This window comes from Butyricimonas faecihominis, assembly GCF_033096445.1.
GTDB lineage: Bacteria > Bacteroidota > Bacteroidia > Bacteroidales > Marinifilaceae > Butyricimonas > Butyricimonas faecihominis.
This window is the reverse complement of sequence record NZ_AP028155.1, coordinates 2,006,155-2,027,609: the sequence shown is the minus strand read 5'-3', so window position 1 is coordinate 2,027,609 and position 21,455 is coordinate 2,006,155. Positions and strand designations below refer to the sequence as shown.

Genomic DNA, 21,455 nt, shown 5'->3' with positions numbered 1-21,455 from the left:
TAATCTTGTGAAAAGGGTTACTTAACCCTTGAAATAGGGTATAATTAGAAAAATATTTTGATTCGAGTAAAAAATAATTGGTTTTTGTATTACACCAAATGAAAGTTTGCGTGCTTTAGTATAAAATGAATATCAGAATATGGAGATTCAGAATAATGACCGGATAAAACAATTGAGCGTTCGCTACGTGAAAGGAGAGTTAAGCGAGGGGGAGATGGATGAGTTAAAGCGTTGGAGAGACGAGCGAGCGGAACATGAAGAGTTGTTTCGTAATGTGGTTTCCATGGAACGATTGGAGAGTGGAATTCGTCGTTTCGTGAAGACCCCGGAACAGCAAGAACTGGAATGGAACCGGATTTTAAGCCGGACAGTACGGAAAAAACGACGTTCTCGGAAAATGGTATGGATGCGTTATGCCGCTCTGTTTATTTTGCCTTTGCTGGTAGGTGGGATCGTGTATTTTTCATGGGATACTGCACGGGAAACGGGGCCGGAGATGATTTCTCCCCGGATTGTTCCCGGTGTATCTATCGCCGAGTTGGTATTGCCTGACGGTACGAAAGTGATGTTGGATCGGGAAATGGACCGGGCTTTGGAAGAGGGGGTGAGGAATAGCGGTGATACGTTGAATTACACGGAGGTTGCTTCGGGTAGGGTGCAAGATTCCTGCGAGATATATCATACCTTGCGTGTTCCTCGCGGGGGTGAGTATACTTTGGTGTTGGCTGACGGAACGACGGTTTATCTGAATGCCGAATCGGAATTGAGATTCCCGAAACAATTTAGGGGAAAGAATCGGAAAGTGTACTTGACGGGAGAGGGATATTTTGACGTGCAGCGTAACGAGAAACAGCCTTTTATTGTCGAGGCACAACAGGTGGAGGTTCGGGTGTTGGGAACGTCGTTCGGGGTACGGGCTTATACGAAGGAGGAGAACGTGTTGACAACTTTGATACAGGGACGGGTAAACGTGGAGGCTGACGGGCAACAGGTGGAATTGAATCCCGGACAACAGGCTGATTTTAATCGGGGAAATGACAGGTTAACCGTGGCTGAGGTAGATGTAGAACAATATGTGGGGTGGAAGGATGGTCGTTTAGTGTTTGATAACAAGCCTTTGGAATTTATTCTGGAGGAATTGGGACGCTGGTATTCGTTTGACGTGTTTTACACGAACAAGGAGTTGAAAGAAATTCCTTATTCGTTGAACATCAAGAAACATGAGGATATTGCCCACGTGTTGAAATTTATCGAGCGAACCGGGAAAGTGAAGTTTGAAGTGAATAAAAACACGATTATTGTGAAATAAAAACAAAGAGCAGTGCTGCAAACACTGCCCCTTGTCAAACTCTTTCAATCCTGCTGCAAACAGGAATTGAATTATTGTCGAATCTTAATTACAAAGTTATGAAAAAAAATCTTTATGCCTGCATGGACAGGCATAGAAAAGTAATGAAGCTTATTTTAATGATGAAGGCGACGTTTATTTTATCGGTTTTGTTTGCGCTGCAAGTACACGCCGGGGTTTATTCCCAGCAGGTACGGTTGAGCATGACGTGGGAAGAAGCGTCAATCAAGCAAATTATTAGTGAGATTAAGAAAAATTCTGAATTCAGTTTCGTGTATAGCGATGCGGATATTGCTGGAGTAAAGTGCAAAAATGTTTCTTTTAAAGACGAGACGGTGGAGAGTATTCTGGCCATTTGTTTGAAAGGAACGGGATTGAATTTTGCCATTGAGGAGAAAACGATCGTGATTTGGAAAGGAAATCCCGTGAAGCAGATCGTGGAAAAAGAATGGGTGTTGAAAGGGTTGGTCGTTGATGAAAAAGGACAACCACTTCCCGGGGCAACGGTAATCCTGAAAGGTACGGCTTTAGGGGTTGTCACGGATACGGCCGGGATATTTAAAATTGCATTACCGGACGGAGACAAGCATGTACTGGTGGTTTCTTTCGTGGGGATGAAATCACGTGAGATCGTGGTGACTCCGGATGTTAAGTCTGTGAACGTGACGATGGAAGAGGACGTGGAAAGTTTGGATGACGTGGTGGTAACAGGATATATGAAACGTTCAAAATCTTCTTATGCCGGGGCCGTACAGACGATGAAATCCGATGATTTGGTTGCTACGGGTGCGACCAGTTTGATCGAGAGTTTAAAGGGATTGGTTCCGGGAGTGGAGGTTCGACAATCCGGGTTGATCGGACGAAATCCGACAATAAAAATTCGGGGATGTAATCGTTTGGAAGAGAGTACTATTACCGGAACTTCAGCACCATTATTCGTAATTGACGGTTTTATCATGAATGATATGTCCTGTTATAATATGTTGAACCCGAAAGATATCGAGACGATGACCGTGTTGAAGGATGCCGAGGCAATGGCATTGTACGGGTCACGTGGGGCGAACGGGGTAATCGTGATCGAGACGAAAAAGGGCAAGAGTGATCAGTTTCAAGTGAAGGTAGATGCTATGTATGGCGTGGTGGATTTAGGTAAACAACTTGATTTCATGTCTCCGCGGGAGACATTGGAATGGGAACGGTTGTTGTACGTGAATTATTACAACGAGTACTACGATGATAAGATTACAGTGGATGGAGAAAAGGCATTGAAATTCAGACCTGATAGTATGTTAGAGAATACAACAGATTGGTTTGATGAGGCTTTGGGAGGCAGTTCGACAACGGATATTAGCTTGTCAGCATCCGGGGGAAATGCACGAACAAAATTCTTTATTCAAGGATCATACACGCATCAGGCGGGAATAATTAAAAAGAATGATATGGATCGTTTCGGGTTGACGGCAAACCTGCAGCATCGGGCGAATGATCGAGTGAGTTTTTCATTTAACACGAGTGCCTACCGTACGGAGACCAAGAATACGAATGCTGCCGATCGTTTATACGAGGGAATTCAGAAAATGTCTCCTTTGACGGGCGCTTATGATCCGGAGACCGGGGAATTACTGGATGGCACGCAGGATCAGTTTGAAGAGAATGAAGGGAATCCTTTATTTGATTATTCCGTGAATCATGACGAGGATGTGAATTATCGTTTTTCGGGAGGCTTGACGGCAGATATACAATTATTGCCTTTTTTGAACTGGAACTCACAGTTGGGATATGAGGTGACGAATACATCCAGCACGTTCTTTGAAGATCCGAGAACGAAACATGACCAGTATTTTTCGCAATTAGGTTCATTGTCTGAAACCTCTTCCAAACGAAATAGTTTTTCTTGGAGAAGTATGTTGAGTGTGAACAAGTTTTGGGAAAATCATTCTTTGACAGGGTTCGCATCCGTGGAGTATCAATACGAGGATTACGATTACACGAATATTAGAGGAGAGTTTGAGGAGTCGTTGCTGATTGAAAATTTGGCATCAATTGATAAAGGGGAGCCGAAAAAAGATATGAGTAAATCTAATTTCATGGGAATTGTGTTCCAAGCGGAATACGGATATAAGGGGAAATATTATGTTTCCGGAAGTGTGCGTACGGATGGTTCTTCTCGTTTCGGGGGAAATAATAAATGGGGTACATTCGGTTCCGTGGGGTTAGCTTACAATATGAAGAACGAGTCTTTTATGGAGAACGTGGGGTGGTTGGATATTTTGAAATTGAGAGCTACTTACGGTAAGGTGGGAAATGCTAATTTCGGTAGTTCCTTCTCGCATTACACGGTATATAAAAATGGATCTTATAATTATGCGGATAAGTACCCGACTTATTCCATGGATCACTATAAAAACGAGGATTTGAAATGGGAAATGACCGACGTGTATAACGTGGGGGTGGATTTCGGATTCTTTGGAGACCGTTTGTCCGGAAATATTGATTACTATTACAAGAAAACGACCGGGTTGTTGGAAACGTTTTATTTACCTCTTTCCGCGGGGATAGATAGCCAGATGCAAAATACGGCAAGCGTGCAGAATCAAGGGTTGGAGGTTTTCGTGCAATCCCAGAATATCCGGAGAGCATTCCGTTGGTCCACGAATTTCAATATCAGTTTGAATCGGAACAAGGTGTTGAAGTTACGGAATGGGGTTGACGAGATCGAGGATTTCACGTTCTATGCTAAGGTGGGAAAGACGATGGAGTGCTATTTTATTCCGGAATGGGCCGGGGTGGATCCGGAGACGGGAGGTCCGTTATGGTACGACACAGGGGGGAACACGACAACGGATTATTATTCTGCTCAAAAGGTGTTTGTTTCCCGTGAAGACAAATATCGGGGAGGTTTGAACAATTTCTTCTCTTGGAATGGCATAAATCTGGGCGTGAATATTATATTCGCTAACACGACGATGATGGACAACTTGGCTCAGGGGTACACGGATTCTGACGGAGCTAATTTTGGTGGTGTTTATTTGAAAGATGCGGCGAAGGGATATTGGCAGAAACCGGGGGATGTGGTTTCCCGTCCGAAGCCGATGCGTTACGGGAATAATGATTCTAATCAGAGTTCCACGCGTTATATTATCAGTGGTTTCTTCGCCCGTATTCAATCCATGAACTTGTCTTATGATTTGCCGGAGAAGTGGATGGGCAAAATATTGAAGTCCGCGACCGTTTATTTCAGGGGGAATAATTTATGGTACATTTATTCCGATCATCCGAATTTGGACCCGGATGCAAAATCAGGAATGTTGTCTATTCTCTCGAATGGGGTGTCCGTGCCGGCAGGGAGGAATTACCAGTTTGGAATTAATTTAGTGTTTTAGGTTTGTAAAAATATATGTTTATGAAACGATTGATATATTACATGATGTTGCTGGCCTTAGGGGCGGGATGTGACATGACATTATTGCCGGAAACAGAGATCACGGAGGAAGATATTTTGAAGAATGTGATTGATGTACGAAAGACTTTTATAGCTGCTTACGAGTTGCATGATGCGATTAGTGCCAAAATTGATTGTGATCGGGGATTGGCTGATGATATAATTCCGGCTTACGAATCTGCAGATCAGGCCATTGATTTTTATGAGATGGATGCAAGTGGTATGTACAAGAATCAGAATGTGAGTTCACTGTATGGCGGTTTTTATGAATCTATTGCCATTTGTAATCAAACATTGAACTTGTTGGATAAATGTGTCATTACGGACACGGTGTTGTGGAGACAGGTACGGGGAGAGGCCTTAGCGTTAAGAGCGTTTGACCATTTTTCACTGGTAAATTATTTCGGTCGTCCGTATTACGATCAGCCGGAGACGAATCTGGGAATTGTGTTGAAAACAAAATTTGATTTGGGAGAGGCTGCCCGTACGAGCGTGAAGACCGTGTACGACACGATCGTGAGCGACTTGAACCGAGCTCGTGATTTGATGACGTTGGAGGAGGATGGACCGGCTCGTTTCACAGCAGATGGTGCCACGGCTCTTTTGAGCCGGGTGTACCTTTTTATGAATGATTGGGATATGGTGGTTGAAGAGGCTAGTAAACTGATTGGTAAATATGAATTCCCTTCAGATCCTGCTGGACAATTTGAGGAAATTAATGGTGAAGGAGAGATTTTTACGTTGGATTTCTCGTACTATTCATCCGGATTTTACTACCCTTACGGACAACCAGCCGGACAGTTTAAAGATATTTTCCATGATGGAGATTATCGTTTTGATAGTTATATTGTCGAAGATATTGATTTTGCCTTGGATGAAAATGGTGATTATATGTTTGATGATGAGGGGAATCTCGTATTAATAGAGATTTCTAAATTTGATAAGATCCGGTTGACCTATAAAGCATTACGAATTGCAGAAGTGTATCTGAACCGGGCGGAGGCCTATTGTGAGTTAGGAGAATATGATCTGGCACGGGCAGATTTGTTGGAAGTGGCTAGTCGTTCCGGGGCAGACGTGACCTATGTGAATACTCTTACCGGAGATGCTTTGTTAGAGGAAATTTTGATGGAACGCCATCGGGAATTGGCCGGAGAAGGGCATCGTGCTTCTGATTTACTGCGGAAAGGATTGCCTGTTGTCCGGTATTATACGGAAGAGGATACTTGGACGGAAGAGCCGGTTCAGACGATTGCGGCGGACAATTTTAGTCGGATTTTACCGATCCCTCATCAAGAATGTTATTTGAACACGAAAGTGCAACAAAATCCGGGGTACCCGAGGGACACGAAGTTGTGATAGTTTAAAATTTAAAGTAAAACAGATTTAGTGATTGCCGATTTAATGATTCATTGACTTGTTGGGTGGCGGGTGGAAATTATGGAGTCGGGAATCACTAGATCAAGAAATTGTATGTTATGAAGTATGTTTTAAGTTTAGTTGTACTGGTATGTATTGGGTGGCATTCCGGTTACGGGCAGGCGAAATACGAGAAGTATTTTTCCCGGTACGAGATATTACACATGTCAGATTCTTCCGTGTTGAAGATTAACACGGGAAGTTGTGGTGCCACGTTTTATGATATGAATGGGGATGGAAAGGATGATCTGGTTGTCGGGGAATTTGGAGAGGTTTTGTGTCCGGGACAAGATCCTAAGGAAAAGAAACCTTTCGTGCAGGGGCGTTGCCGGGTGTATTTGAATTACGGGACAAAAGAATGCCCTGTGTATAAGGATTTCAAATGGCTGGAGACGAACGGTCAACCGTTGTACGTGCCGATCACGTGTTGCGTACCCATGGTTCCGGCTTTTGCAGATATTGACGGGGATGGCGTGGATGAATTGTTTTCTGGATGTTATCCCGGGGATATTTATATGTGGAAAAAGGGTGCTAATGGCGAATATGTAGATCAGGTAATTATCAAGTTGGCGGATGGGAAACCAATTAATATCGGGAATGCCTCAACGGTGTTTCCGGGAGATGTGGATGGTGACGGGAAAATTGATTTATTGATTGCCGGTTTATACGATGGTTTATTTTGGGCTCGTAACACGGGAACGAAAGAAGTCTTTCGTTTTGAGAAGGTTGAACGGATGAATTGCAATTTAGGTGAAGAAAAGATTGGAGTGAATCATGCCGTGTTGTATGATTGGGATGGTGACGGGAAGTTGGATATCGTGTTCGGGGCCGGTTATGGCGGAAACGTGAGCTGGTGTCGAAATCTGGGTGACGGGACGTATGCAGAGCCGGAAATATTGGTTGAGCGTCCAGAAGAGGTGAGTGCTGGGCTGGAACCGGGCCAAGGGCATGGTGATAAGCCGAAGATTTGTATTTACGATTATGACGGTGATGGGAAGGAGGATTTGGTGTTGGCAACGGAAGTATGGGAGAACACTGGATGTGAGATGACTCCGGATTTGTTTGAAAAGTTGATAAAGGATGAGCGTTGGGTGAAACCGAGGAAAACGTTGGATGCGCTGGTGAAAAAGATGCGAAAGTACACGGATAATATTCCTGAAAATAGTTATACGGAACCGGATAGTCGAATCCCGAAGGATTTATACGAAAAGTGGCTGGCTGCGAATAACGAGTACGACGGTTTAATGCAACGGATCATGAATGAGTTGACCGGTGGAAGTACGAATTTGAATGGTATTATTTGGGTTTATTATAGGAAATAGGTGATATATGAAAAAATGGATTTGTTTGGCGGTATTATGCTTGATGGGTGTGGTGCTGCAAGCACAAGAACACGTGGCTTTGAATGCCAAGGAGGTGATGAAGATCATGAAATCAATGAATTATACCAATCACCAGCACGTGAGGATATATGCCTGTTCCGATTTGGAATCGGTGAAAGAGGGGGACGTGGTGAAAGTGGGGATTTATTTCAGTATTGAAGAGGGATGGAATATCTATGATAATAACCCGGAAGGACACGGGTATTTGCCCACGAGGGTGGAGTGGAACGTGCCGGAGGGATGTAAGGTTGAAAAAGTGGAATGGCAGAAACCGGTGAAGCTTTCCGAGGGTATGGATAAGATGGGGTATTTCCACGGTTGTTTCGTGGTGGTAACGATTCGGGTAGAGAAATTGCCGAAAACGGCTTTCGAGGTGGTGGCCGATTGCGAGTGGCAAATGTGTGACGATCGTCAATGTATTCACAAGAAGGGGACGGCTACCGTGAGAATTGCTAATGAAGGGACGAAAAAGACAGAGTTTTACGGGATATTGAAAAAATGGTGAAGGACAACGATTAAAAGATGATGATGATGAGATTACTGATAAGTTTGTTATTAATAGGGTTAATTGCGTGTGCGGAACAACCCAAAGGATTTACTTTTAAGTTGAGAGGGGATTTTATCAATGTAGATACGGCAACCGTGAACGTGCTTTCCCCGGAAGATGAAGTGTTGCTGTCAACAAGAATGAAAGACGGAAAATTTGTGTTACAAGGAACTCTTCCCGGCCCGGGATATTATGCTATCGATATGGGAAATCAACGGAAAGTGAAAGTCATGTTGGATGCACCGGATATGTATTGGCCGTCGGATTATAATATGGTAGATGCGAGATATGTAAAAAATTCTCCGGGAACGAAGAGTATGTTGGATATATTGGGGGTAGTTCGGGAGACGTACGAGATACCGACGAGGGCTCTTTATGATGAGTATTACGAAAAGGTTGGGAGCCGGAATTTATCTCCGGAGCAAGAGGCCGAGTTGGAAAAGCTTGCCGGACAGAAATTTATTGAACGTGGAGAGACGATTCTGGCTTACGTGAAAGAGCATGCAAATGATTTGTATATGCCTGTATTTATAGAAGATCAGTTGTCCGAGTACGATTACGATTGGGGGAAGAGAGGGTATGATTTGTTGAGCCCGGAGATACAGGCTAGCCAGCCGGGACGGTTACTGAAGGAAAAACTTGATAACTTATCACATACTGTCGTGGGTGCGACGTTTCCTACATTTGCCGTTCAGGATGCCAAAGGGAACATGGTGGACTTGAAATTTGGAGACGGGAAGGTGTACGTGATTGATTTCTGGGCTTCTTGGTGTGGTCCATGCCGTGCCATGATGCAACAGTTGAAAGAGCTGTACAAGACGTATGCCGGACAATCGGTTGATTTTATCAGTATCTCGTTGGATTACACGGAGAAGGCTTGGCTCCCGGCACACGAGGAAGAACAAATTCCTTGGGGAAGTTATTGGTTGAAAGAGAATTTTAAATCGATGATTGCCGAACAATTGGGGATTGAGGCGATTCCTTTTATTGTGGTGGTGGATCAGAAAGGCCGGATTGCCGGGAAGAATTTGAGAGATCAGAAGTTAATCGATAAGGTGAATGAATTGTTGAAATAAAGATACTGGTAATGAAACAAGTTGTATTATTTATATTATTGAGCATTATGGCACATGCCGCTTCGGCTCAGAAGTATTCTTTCACACTGAAAGGAGATATTATAAATGTGAAGGATGGCAAGGTTTGTTTGTATTCTCCAGTAGATAGTGTACGAGCGTTATTGACGACGGATATGAAGGACGGGTTATTCACGCTTGCGGGAGAGTTGGATGAGCCCGGACTTTATACGTTGGATGTGGCGGGAGCTCGATTTGCGATTGTGCTGGATGGCAGGGAGATGATGCTTTACGGTGATTATCTGGAACCGGATACCAAGTTATTGAAAGGCTCGGATGCCGTGAAAACTCGTTTGGCATTGGATCAATTGCACTACGAGAGTTTTGATATGGTGGTGAATGAGGGATTGGGGAAATATTATGAAATGATAGAAAACGAGCAAATCGAGGAGGCTGAGGGGTTCATTGGGCAGGTAATTCGGGATGCTAGTGCAAATTGGCGAACTCATCTTTTAGAGTTTGTGAAAACACATCCGGACGATTTGTATGTTCCCGTGCGGCTGATGGAGGAGGTGAAAAAAGCTTCTGAATGGGGGAAGAAAGCATATGAGGCCTTGACCCCAAAGATACAGGCTAGCCAGCCGGGAAGATTGTTGAAGGAAATGCTGAAATAAAAGCGTGTACAAAATGAACAGCGATAAATTTCACTATGGTGAAATTTATCGCTGTTTATTTTTATTCTTTTTGATTCAAGGTGAAGTTGGTCGATAGTAGTAATCACATAACGATATTATTTCGATAACAAATCAAAAACTTGTAGAAATTATCCGCTAAACAGAATATTTCAATAACTTTGTTTTCAGTAAACGTGTTAGTTCATGGATTCAAATGATGTGTTGCTGGTGAGACAATTGAAGGACAGGAAAGAAGAAGCTTATGTTTTCCTGTTTAGGCAATATTATAATCGTTTGTATCGTTTTGCTGCCCATTATTTATGTGATCCGGATGCAGCTCATGATATAGTGCAAGGGTTGTTTGCGGATATTTTCGAGAAGAGTGCGGAATTGAATATCACTACCTCGGTGAAGTCTTATCTTTTCATGGCAACTCGCAATCGTTGTCTGAGTTTTTTGAGAAGTTTGAATATCAAGGATTCGTATAATCAGAATTTGTTGGAGGCTCATCTTTATTCGGATACGGTGGATGCGATAGAGAATTCTTCGCTACTCGAAGAGTTGCAGGTCGTGGTGGATAGGATGCCTCCTAAGATGAAGGAAGTTTTTCGTTTGCGGGTGATTGAGGTTTATAAATTCAAAGAGATTGCCGAGGAATTGGGGATTACGGAGAATAATGCCAAGGTGCAGATGAATGGTGCGATTCGTATGATCCGTGAGAAATTGCCAGATCTGAAAAAGCGTTTGTTCTTTTTGATAATCTGGTAGTTGGTGTGTGATTGGAGAAATTATTTTAATTTTTTTGAAAATATTTGTATTTCGTTTTAACCTTTTGTTTTTCCCAAGCGTCTTAGGAATAAATTAAGGCAGAGCTATGGAAAAATCAAACGATGAATCTTTGGAATGGACGTTGATCAAACGCAGTTTGACAGAGGAATTGACCACGGAGGAAAGGTTACAATTAGAAACGTGGTTGAATGAGTCTTCCGCTCACCGGAGATATTATGATCGGATTGTCGGTTTTGATCCTTCAGAGGGCGTGTCCGGATTGTCAGGAGAGCAATGCGAGGAAGAGCTTGCCCAATATGTAACATTGATCCGGAAAGGAAAACGGGAGCAACAGAAAAAGCATTTCATCATTTTCACGAGATATGCGGCTGTGTTATTTGTTCTGTTGACCGTGGGGATTTATTTTTGGTATCAAGAAAGAGGTGTGTCGGAAACATCTCAGAAAACGATGGTGTTGGCTGTAAAGGGAAAGGTCCAACCGATTTTGGTGACGGAGGAAGGAACACGCATTGAGTTGGAGCAGCAGGGAGGTTTATTGCAGAAGATTTCAGACGGAAGGATTACTTCAGAGGAGAACGCGATTGTTTACAACCAGCCGACCGGGGGAAAAGGACAAGCTGTGGCAGGACTGCATACATTGATAATCCCGCGGGGGGGAGAATATCGAGTGACGCTGGCGGACGGGACGATCGTGTGGTTGAACGCTGAGACGGAGTTCAGTTATCCGGTAAGTTTCACGGATTCGCTTCGGGCGGTGAAGTTGAAAGGTGAGGCTTATTTTGAGGTGGCTAAAGATGCAAAACCTTTTGAAGTACAGGTGAATGACGTGTACGTGAGAGTTTACGGAACTCATTTTAATGTGAACGGGTACGATAATGAGCGGGTTCAAACGGTTTTGCTGAGTGGAAGCGTGGGGGTAAGTTCTTTAAAAAATCCGAGTGTGGAGCAGATGATTCGGCCGAATGAGATGGTGGAAGTAAATGTATCCACGGGAGTGTGTGAAGTGAAGACCGTGGATGCGGCCGCATATGTTGCTTGGAAAGAGGGGTATTTTTCTTTTGAGCAAGAGACTTTGGAACAGATTATGGCAAAGTTGAGTCGTTGGTACGATGTACAGGTGGTGTTTGAGAACGAGGAGGTTAGAACACAACGTTTCACCGGACGGGTGGATCGAAATGAAAACTTTCAGGGGGTGTTGAACTTGTTGCAACGAACTCTTTTGGTGAAATTCAAGGTTGAAGGAAATAGAATTATAGTTTCTAAATAGAAAAGACGGAAAGTGTTCGCGGCACTTTCCGTCCAATAAATTAATCGCCTAAACTCTGTCGTTTAGGTAATTTAAACATCTTAATAATCAACAAGAGTATGAAAAATTTGCGAGAAAAAAAAGCTTTTTCGGGAATTTATTGCAGAGTGTTTATGTTGTTGGCGGTGGGTTTGTGTTCGATAACAACACTTTGGGCATCTTCCAATTCGGGGTCCCCGCAACGGGTGACAATTAATCTTAAAGATGCGGAAATAAAGCAGGTATTTGCCGAAATTCGTAAACAAACGACTTACAATTTCGTGTATAGTGATGATCAGATGGATCAAATGAAGAAGGTGACGGTAAACGTGAAGGATGAAGTGGTGGAAAAGGTGTTGGATCTGATTTTATCCGGTACGCCATATACTTACACGATTGAAGGGAATGCGATTGCGATCGTGGCCAAAAGTGAGGCGGTGGAAAAAGTGAAAAAGATAACGGTTTCCGGTCGTGTGGTGGATAAGGCCGGGATACCTTTGCCGGGAGTTTCCGTGGTGATAAAGGGTACGACTCTGGGAGTTCCCACGGATATTGACGGTAAATTCTCGTTGTCATTTGCGGAGCAGTCGAATGTGGTATTTGTGTTTTCTTTCGTGGGAATGAAAAAGCAGGAGATTTCGGTGACCGATAAGGAATTTATTGAAGTTGTACTGGAAGAGGATAGAGAGGCATTGGCAGATGTGGTGGTGACTGGATACCAGACGATTGCCAAGGAGCGGGCAACGGGGGCTTATTCGATCGTGGATGAGGAGACGTTAAAGAAGAAACCGACGTCCAATCTTGCACAAGCGTTGGTTGGGTTGGTGCCGGGATTAACAGTAGTCAGCGCCCCCGTGGATGGGCAGGTGCGGTTTGCTATTCGGGGGCAGGGTACCATATCGCAAGTCTCTATGGGAAATGCTAATTTTAAGCCGGACAACGATCCATTGATCGTGGTGGACGGGTTCCCGATCAGTGGATATAGGCTTGATAGCGATCCATTTTCAACGATTAACCCGAATGATGTAGAATCGGTGACGGTGTTGAAAGATGCGGCGGCAACTTCTATCTACGGTGCACGTGCTGCCAACGGGGTGATCGTGATCACCACGAAAAAGGGACGAACGGGGAGTAAGTTGGAGATTGCGGCAGATGCGTACTGGTCTGTGAGTTCACGGACAGATTTGGACTATTTGTTCAATATGGCTTCGGCGGAGAATCAATTCCGTTTCGAGGAATTGATGCATAAATATAATCCGATTAATCTTGCAAGTAATGATCCTTACACGAAACTTTCCTCCCGGAGGCGATATATGTCGGCTCCATTCGGTATGCTGTACGAGCGGGATAATAAAAAGAATCTCTCAGCGGGAGATTATGAGGCTAAAAAACAGGAGCTTATCGAATTAGGAAACCGGGAGGTGTGGAAAGATGATTTGAACGAGTATATGTTCCAGCGGATGATGCGTCAGCAATATAACGTGTCGTTGCGGGGAGGTTCGGAGAAGTTGGATTACGCATTCTCGGCTTCTTATGATGATGAAGATAGTTACTTGCAAGAAAATGGCAAGCGACGTATGTTGTTGAACTTGGCGAGTAATGCCCGGTTGACGAAGAACTTGACGTTCGAGTTTGCGGTGAGTACTATGTTTGATCGGGATGAGAACAATGGGACGAGCATTGAAAGTATGCGGGGGTGGCTTAGTCCGTGGACGAGACTGACGGATGACGAGGGAAATTTCGTACACGTGGCAACCTCTCAGACGGTATATGAGCCTTTGTTGATGTCGGGGGAATATTATGCAGGAAAGACTCCGACGGACTGGACGTACAATCCTGCTGCCGACCGGAAATACACGGATAACTATTCGAAAACGATGAATTACAGGGTACAGGGAGGTTTTGAATACCGGACAAATTGGGGATTGAACATGAGTGCCAAGGGACAATATGAACAGCGAAGATATACCAAGCACGTGTCTTACGAGCCGGAATCGTTTTACGTGAGAAATTTGTATAACACGTATGCCGAGCCGTTAGAGTCCGGGAGGTACGTTTCTTATTTCCCGACCGGGGGCGTGTTTTCCAACGAGGGACACACGTATGAGGCTTATAATTTGCGCGGGCAGGTGGACTATACGATGATAAAAGATAAACATATGTTCAATGCCTTGGTGGGGACGGAGGTTATTTCCGCCACGACGGAGGTGGATCCGAAAGTGACACGCTACGGGTATAACAAATACACTAATTCCGTGTTGACAGAGTTGGATTACGTGACGAAACGGAATAATATTTTCGGGGTATCCGAGTATATGCCTTTCGAAAAATTGGGAAGTCTGTCAACATTGGAGGATCGTTTTTTCTCGGTGTACGCGAATGCGTCATACACTTATGACGATCGTTATTCGGTGACTGCCAGTTTCCGTACGGATGCGTCCAATTTTCAAGCGGAAGACGTGCGTGATAAATTCTCCCCGTTTTGGTCGATGGGAGCTAGTTGGTTGATTTCGAACGAGCGTTTCATGCAAAAGGTCTCTTGGGTGGATCAGTTGAAGTTGCGGGTATCATATGGTATTGCGGGTGTGGCAGCCGGTAAACAGGGAACGTCCAGTGTGACGACGGTGGCTGTATATCCGGGTAGCTTGGTTTATTCTGGTAACGAGTCTTTTAATACGATTGCGGCACGCGGAAACAACACGTTGACGTGGGAAAAGTCGAGGACACTGAATATCGGTGCGGACGTGGCGTTTTTCGGGCATAAGTTGAGCGGTAGCATAGAGTTTTATAACAAGTTTTCGTACGATGTACTGGCGAACACGACGGTGCCGGTGATTTCACAGGGAGAGACATCCATGTTGTTGAATAATGCAGAGATATTGAACAGGGGAATCGAGTTTACTATCGGTTCGGATCTTCCGGTAGCGGGGAATTTGAGTTGGAGCGGGATGTTGAATTATTCCTATAATCATAATGAGTTGAAAAAATTCGGTTACACGGGGCCTTATATGCCGGTGGGACCTTCATACGTGGTGGGACACCCGATCGGTTCTGTGGGAGTGCTGAAAGCGGTGGGGTACACGCAGGAAGGATACGTGTTGCTGGAAGGGAAAGACGGTACACGAGAGACTATCATGGATTATAATTCCTCGCACGTGATGGATTTCGTGATACCTCGGGAAGGAGAGACGTTTAATGATAGTAATTGGGCTTATTATTTGGGAACGTTGGCCCCGACGAGTTCATTGAGTTTTAGTAACCAGTTTAGCTGGAAAGGATTGACACTCTCTTTCATGATCACGGGGCAGTTTGGTTATTATGTCAGTACGACTTCTTTTGACAGTTTTTCGCCCGATAGTAGAAATTCGGCAGCCTATTCTAAACGCTTGAACCGGGCTTTGGAGGTATATGACGAAGGATATACCAATCAGACGTCTTATTCCGAGTTGCCGCTTTACACGGATAGTAACGTGGACGCATTCCGGAGTGGGGAAACATATTCGGCCACAATAGGGGCAGCGATGTATTTTAAGAGCAGTTTCGTGAAAGGTGATCATATTCGCTTGAATGAAGTGTTCTTGGGGTATGATCTACCGGAAAACCTGTTAGCGAAACAAGGGGTGTTCAGTAGGGTGAATATTTACGCACAAGCAAGTAATTTGGGGCTAATTTGGAGTGCTAACGGGAAGATGGATCCCGATTATCCTATTGGAAGTTTGAAACCAATACCCGTGTTCACATTTGGGTTGAGACTCGGTTTTAAAAGTTGGTAGAATGATTATGAATGGATAAAACAATAAGAAATATGAAAAAGATATATGTAATTATCGCCTTGTTGGGAACCATGATATTGGGGGCGTGTAGTGACTTTTTGGATGAGACAACGGACAAGTCGGGTAGTGCTTACATTTACCATATGGATCAGCTTTACGGGTTGATGGGAAGTATTGATCTTTATTTGTTTGAAAATATAGACTCGGATACGGGGGAAGGATCTTCTTCCGGGGCTTACTTGACGGAAGCGCTGCCACTGTCGGATGCGGTGGAGTTGTCGCCGGAGTTTTACGTGTACGGGTTGTTGTCGGGAGAGCCTACGACTTACGAGGCGTATTGTTGGCAAGGGGAGACGTTGATGACTTCGGACTGGATGTTATGGACTTGGACTCCGGTTTGGGAACGGATTTATCGTTTCAATACGGTGCTGGAGTATTTGGATGAGGTCGTGCAGACGACAGCGGCTGTACACGATCAAGTGGAGGGTGAGGCCCGTTTCGGTAGGGCGTATTACCACTTTATGTTGTTGACGCAATATTGTTTGTGGGATGAAGATAAACCGGGGATCGGTTATCGGGATAATGCCAAGGCGGGAGAGATTCCGGGACGGGAGACTGTTGGTTACACGTTGGAGCATATTTATGAAGATTTAAGGTTGGCGGAAGAAGCATTAACGAGAGCAGGACGTACGACGTTTGATCAGACACGTAATTTCCGTCCGACAGTACCGACCGTGCAAGCGTTCCGGGCGCGGGTTGCCTTGTACCGGGGGAATTACGAGTTGGCGTTGGCGAATGCGACCGAAGCATTGAAAGCCCATAATGTTCTAGTGGATTTCAAAAACGAACCGGAGTACGAGTTGGAAGAGTGGAGTTGGATTAGTGTGTTAGATGAAGAGGGAGAACCGGTGGATGAGATTGTTATAAGTTCTATGTTTGAGTTGGACGATATGGATGTGGAGGCGGTAGCCAAGTATGAAGAGTTGTACTTACCCAACGTGTCTTGGGAAGGGCTAGGGGGAACTTGTCCGATATCGGAGTCTTTTTATGAGCTTTGGGATCGGGAGAATGATGCCCGCTGGATTTATTTCTATAGTTCTTGTACGCCTCTTTTGATGGCTTATGCTAATCTTGTCGAATTGGATCCAGAGACATGGACCGAATATATCACTCATGAAAATTGGCAACGTTTGAAGCCTTGGAATTTGTATAGCTATTCACGTTTTGCCGGTAACTCGCTTATCGGGATGACCACGGCCGAGATGTATCTGATCAAGGCTGAGTGCGAGGCTCGGAGTGGCAATACGGGTGCGGCGGCAGAGACGTTGCGAACGTTGAGATACACTCGTTTCATGGATGAGGTGTCTGCCGAGGCCGGGGTAACCGGTAGTGTGCAGGACGTGCTGGATGAACGATTGCGGGAAATGGGTGCTTTTTGGCGGTTCTATGATGTCAAGCGTCTGAACGGGGCGGAGGATGCCGGTATTTATGTGCGCCGAGAGATTTTGACGGATCCTGCCGATTTGAGTACTCGTACCCAATTGGAAATAGCCCCGGATGATCCACGTTGGGCATTGCCTTTCTACTCTTTTGAAGCGGAAATGATGGGCTGGGAGCAAAATGAAGGTTGGAGATAATGTATAGATAGATTTCAAGGAAATATGAAAATAAATATAATTGTGCTGCTCGCAAGCCTGCTTATGACTTGCGGCACACGGGAGGGGTATGTTGTAAAAGGTAGTTTGAAAGGTGCTGGGGATGGGTATGTAGAGTTTTTGGTGCAGGATCACACGGGCAAGCTGGTCATTGCCGATACGGTTGATATGAAGGGGGGAACGTTCTGTTTTGAAGGTAAGACACCTTTCGTGGCAGTGTGTACTTTACGGGTGGTTCCGGAGAGGAAGGATGTTTTGAATATGATCATGGTACTGGAGAATAGTCAGATCGAGTTGCAAGGAGACTGGGCAAATCTTGACCGGGATGCGGGAGGTAACTTTTTTATTCGGGACATGACGACTAAAGGGGGTGAGAATACGGAGGTGAGCAACCTTTTGGATGAGATCTATGTGGCCATTCGGAAGTTACCGGAGTTCAAAGATTACGATCGTTTGGAGAAGTGGTTTGTTTCGCTGGATGAGAATGGAGAGTTGACTGAAGAGGATTATTTGAGGGCGGATACGTTGCAAGCGTTGCAGGAGCGCTATTTGGATTTGGTGTTCGAGGAACAATTGAAGATCATGGCTGCTCACCCGTCATTGGAAGCGGCGGCATTCTACCTGACGCCCATGATCGACGGGATGAATTTGGAAGAATTCGAGCGGGCTTTCGGATTGTTTGACGAGACCGTGAGGAATAGCGAGATGTTGACCGCTATACGCAAGGAGTTGGAGACTCGTCAACGTTTGGCACCGGGACGAGAGGCTCCTGCTTTCACGTTGGCACGGGCTGATGGACAGGAGATGTCGCTTGTTGACTTGCGGGGACAGGTGGTGTTGTTGGACTTTTGGGCAAGTTGGTGCGGGCCGTGTCGTGCTTCGTTTCCTTGGATGAGAGAGTTTTACCAAAAGTACCATGACAATGGAGTGGAAATTCTCGGAATTAGTGTGGATGATGATAAAAATGCTTGGGAAAAAGCCTTGGAGGCGGAAAAGTTACCGTGGCTTCACGTGAGGGACGAAAAACACTCTGGGGGAGAACGTACGGTAAGTGCCTTGTACGATGTGGAAGGTATTCCGCACTTCGTGTTGATCGATCAGGAGGGAAGGTTGGTTGCCTCCGGGTATTTTGTTCGGGAGAAATTGGAAGCGTTGGTTGATGAGTTATTGGATAAATAGAGAAAAATAAATTTTAATAGAATGAAAATGAAAAGTTTTTTGATGTTATTGGTAATTAGCGTGTTATTCTCTTGTAGTAGTCAAGCGGGATACGTGTTGAAAGGAGTGTTTAAAGGTGCGGGCAACGGTCGTGCTGTGTTGTCGGTGAATGGAGTGAACCAACAAATGATCAGCGATACAGTGGAAATGAAGGAGGGGACGTTCGTGTTCGAGGGGGAAGTACCGGAAGCCGTGTGGGCAACCGTGGTGGTGGAACCGGAGGGGGAGGAGACGGTGCGAATGATGTTGGCATTGGAAAATAGCCGGATCGAGATGCGGGGCGATTGGAAGAATTTAGGAATGGATGAAAACAAGGAGTTGGCTGTCCTTGGGATGCAAATTATCGGTTCGAAGAATCAAGACGTGTACGAACAAGTGGAGGGGCAGTATAAAGAGGTAGAGGGATTGCCGGAGTTTAAAAAATTTGCAGAGATGGTAAAAAAGGTGCTGGAAGTTCCGGAAATATTGGAAGATACTACTTTTTATTGGGAGTATAGAAAAGAGTTTGATGTATGGTTTGCACGTGTAAAGAAGGAGCAGTTGAAAATAATGGCGGCCAATCCGTCCGTGGAAATGGTAGCTTATGAATTGGGTTATATGAAGGATGATATGACATTGGAGCAACTGGAGCAGGTTTTCGGACAGTTCGACGTGGAAGTGCAGCAGAGCGAGTGGGGAAAAGCGATCAGGGAAAGTATCGAGTTGCGGCAACGGATTGAACCGGGACGCCCGGCTCCGGAGTTTACACTAACCCGGCGTGATGGTTCATTGGTGAGCCTTGCTGATTACCGGGGTAAAGTGGTGGTGCTTGATTTTTGGGCAAGTTGGTGTAGTCCGTGTCGGGCGTCTTTTCCTTGGGTGCGGGAATTTTATGAAGAGTATCGCGAGAAAGGGGTCGAGATTATTGGGGTGAGTATTGATGAGAATAAGGCCTCATGGGAGAAAGCATTGGATGAGGAGAGATTGCCGTGGCCGCAGGTGATAGATGAAATCGAGAAGGGGAGGTCTCGTGTGGGAGGTTTGTATCACGTGTTGGCTGTGCCGATGTTTGTGGTCGTGGACAAAGAGGGAAAGATCGTGGTGCGGGCCCACATGGAAAAAAAGGAGCTGTTGACAGTAGTGGAGAAGGTCTTGGGAAAGTAACAACAGGTTAATAATATCGCAGGTATGCATATAGCTAAATTGTAAGGAGCTTCTCAGGGAGGTTGTTGAAGGAAATGCTGAAATAAAGGTGAGTGCAAAATAAACAGCGGTAAATTTCACCACGGTGAAATTTACCGTATACCTTTTATCTTCTTTCCTTTCGATTCGTTGTGAAAGCGGTCAACAGCCGTGATCACGTAACGGCATTTGAATTTTTTCTTCGGGATGTAACATTCCGTGTAGCGGGTGACAGCGACGATGTGAGCCGGGTCGTTCAGGTTGATTTTCTGGCCGGGGAAGAAACGGTAGATGACGAAATACTGGGGATTACGGGGATCTTCCCGGTCACCGCGGGCGAACCATTTCACCGTGTAGCCTTTTTCCGTGCGTTCGGCTCGGGGAGAGGCTATTTTCTTGGGACGGCCGTTGTACATGTGGGTATAGGCGGGGATTAATGCGGGGTTACGGTGGTAATGTTCCCGGAGACTATCGGCAATCCCACCGTTATTCCAAAGAATCTCGTTTGCGGGCCAGAAACAATTGCCTTTCACGTGACGTAAGGAACGAGCGAGTTCCATCTTTGGGGTGAGATCATTGGCTTTCATCGTGCGGGCAACGTCCTGCCCGATGTATAGGTGAATATCATGAGCATTTTTGTCCCACCATTCAGTCAGCGTGATATAGTCTGCGGCCGGGTGGCCGATTTCCCAGTATATTTGGGGTATGTTGTAATCGATCCATTTCTTTTTGACCCATAAGGTTACGTCGGCATACAGGTTGTCATAGTTCTGCAACCCGTTGGTGTTGCTGCCGCTACCATCGGGAGTACTTTTTTTGTTTCGGTAGATACCGAAAGGACTGATCCCAAAGCGTACCCATTCTTTGGTTGCCACGATGGTGTGTTTCAGCTCGCGGATGAGTTTATTGACATTCTCCCGGCGCCACTCGTCCCGTTCTTCGGGTTTGTAGCCTTTCCCGTAGGTGCGGAAACTGTTGTCGTCCGGAAAGGGTATCCCGTTCACGGGATAGGGATAGAAGTAATCGTCCATGTGAATGGCGTCCACGTCATAGCGGCTCACGATGTCTTCCACGATCCGGCAAATGTACTTCCGGCAAGCGGGTATGCCCGGATCGAAAAGTAACTGTTTGTTGTAGGTAACGAACCATTCGGGATGTTCGTGGTACACGTGGGTTTCAGCCAGCGTGGAGGTGCCGGAAGTCCCGGCGCGAAAAGGATTAAGCCAAGCATGAAATTCCATGTTACGGCGGTGACATTCCTTGATCAGGAAAGCCATGGGATCGAACAGGGGATCGGGGGCAACGCCTTGTTTGCCCGTGCAAAAACGGCTCCAAGGTTCTATTTCCGATAAGTACCATGCATCGGCTTCCGGGCGGACTTGGAAAATGATGGCGTTGATCCCACATTCTTGCAATTGGTTGAGTTTACGAATAAAATCGGCTTTCATTTCGTCCGGTGTCATTTTAGCGTATTCACTCTGGAAAACGGTTTGAATCCATGCCCCGCGAAATTCTCGCTTAGGGGACTTTTGTGCCGATAAGGTGGTTATACCTAAGATCAAAAATAGAATGAGTAACCGGGTATGTTTCATGCGTGTTGATTTATGATGTCGCGAATATAGTTATTTGTCAGAATAAAAGAAAGGGAGACTATGATGTCTCCCCAAAGTGATGGATTTAGATGTACTA

14 protein-coding genes are annotated in these 21,455 nt (G+C 45.3%); 13 read left to right on the top strand and 1 reads right to left on the bottom strand.

The features are described 5' to 3' along the window. The first annotated feature begins 139 nt into the window (after positions 1-139). From R8806_RS08490 to R8806_RS08430, 13 genes are all read left to right on the top strand, one after another. Positions 140-1,309: a FecR family protein gene (locus tag R8806_RS08490; RefSeq protein WP_124315656.1), complete on the top strand. Its 1,170-nt coding sequence runs from the start codon at positions 140-142 to the stop codon at positions 1,307-1,309. Between the two features lie 98 nt (positions 1,310-1,407). Continuing rightward, positions 1,408-4,731, top strand: coding sequence for a SusC/RagA family TonB-linked outer membrane protein (locus R8806_RS08485; protein ID WP_124315657.1), 3,324 nt, complete (start codon positions 1,408-1,410; stop codon positions 4,729-4,731). A 20-nt stretch (positions 4,732-4,751) separates the two neighbouring features. Beyond that, positions 4,752-6,149, top strand: a complete 1,398-nt coding sequence (locus tag R8806_RS08480; protein ID WP_164719536.1) for a RagB/SusD family nutrient uptake outer membrane protein — start codon at positions 4,752-4,754, stop codon at positions 6,147-6,149. Between the two features lie 119 nt (positions 6,150-6,268). After that, positions 6,269-7,531, top strand: a complete 1,263-nt coding sequence (locus R8806_RS08475) for an FG-GAP repeat domain-containing protein (RefSeq protein WP_124315659.1) — start codon at positions 6,269-6,271, stop codon at positions 7,529-7,531. A 7-nt stretch (positions 7,532-7,538) separates the two neighbouring features. Beyond that, the gene (locus R8806_RS08470) at positions 7,539-8,096 is read left to right on the top strand and encodes a protein-disulfide reductase DsbD domain-containing protein (RefSeq protein ID WP_124315660.1); all 558 of its coding nucleotides are present in this window, start codon (positions 7,539-7,541) and stop codon (positions 8,094-8,096) included. Positions 8,097-8,113: 17 nt separating this feature from the next. Beyond that, entirely contained in the window at positions 8,114-9,214 is a 1,101-nt protein-coding gene (locus R8806_RS08465; protein ID WP_124315661.1) for a TlpA family protein disulfide reductase, read from the top strand. Between the two features lie 11 nt (positions 9,215-9,225). Then, a complete protein-coding gene (locus R8806_RS08460) occupies positions 9,226-9,885 on the top strand; it encodes a DUF4369 domain-containing protein (protein WP_151412100.1) in 660 nt (219 codons plus the stop codon). Between the two features lie 204 nt (positions 9,886-10,089). Beyond that, positions 10,090-10,653, top strand: coding sequence for an RNA polymerase sigma factor (locus R8806_RS08455; RefSeq protein WP_124315663.1), 564 nt, complete (start codon positions 10,090-10,092; stop codon positions 10,651-10,653). Between the two features lie 106 nt (positions 10,654-10,759). Next, positions 10,760-11,941, top strand: coding sequence for a FecR family protein (locus tag R8806_RS08450; RefSeq protein WP_124315664.1), 1,182 nt, complete (start codon positions 10,760-10,762; stop codon positions 11,939-11,941). 98 nt (positions 11,942-12,039) lie between these two features. Further along, positions 12,040-15,732 carry a SusC/RagA family TonB-linked outer membrane protein gene (locus tag R8806_RS08445; RefSeq protein WP_124315665.1) on the top strand — a complete coding sequence of 1,231 codons (3,693 nt, stop codon included), beginning with the start codon at positions 12,040-12,042 and terminating at the stop codon, positions 15,730-15,732. Between the two features lie 32 nt (positions 15,733-15,764). Further along, entirely contained in the window at positions 15,765-17,369 is a 1,605-nt protein-coding gene (locus R8806_RS08440) for a RagB/SusD family nutrient uptake outer membrane protein (protein ID WP_164719537.1), read from the top strand. Between the two features lie 24 nt (positions 17,370-17,393). Further along, positions 17,394-18,566 (top strand): TlpA disulfide reductase family protein, encoded by a 1,173-nt coding sequence (locus R8806_RS08435; protein WP_124315667.1) that lies wholly within the window; start codon positions 17,394-17,396, stop codon positions 18,564-18,566. A 21-nt stretch (positions 18,567-18,587) separates the two neighbouring features. Then, complete coding sequence (locus tag R8806_RS08430) at positions 18,588-19,748, top strand: TlpA disulfide reductase family protein (RefSeq protein ID WP_124315668.1); 1,161 nt, start codon at positions 18,588-18,590, stop codon at positions 19,746-19,748. A 131-nt stretch (positions 19,749-19,879) separates the two neighbouring features. Here R8806_RS08430 and R8806_RS08425 read toward each other — a convergent pair whose 3' ends face one another. Then, complete coding sequence (locus R8806_RS08425) at positions 19,880-21,358, bottom strand: glycoside hydrolase family 10 protein (protein WP_124315669.1); 1,479 nt, start codon at positions 21,356-21,358, stop codon at positions 19,880-19,882. Positions 21,359-21,455 lie beyond the last annotated feature (97 nt).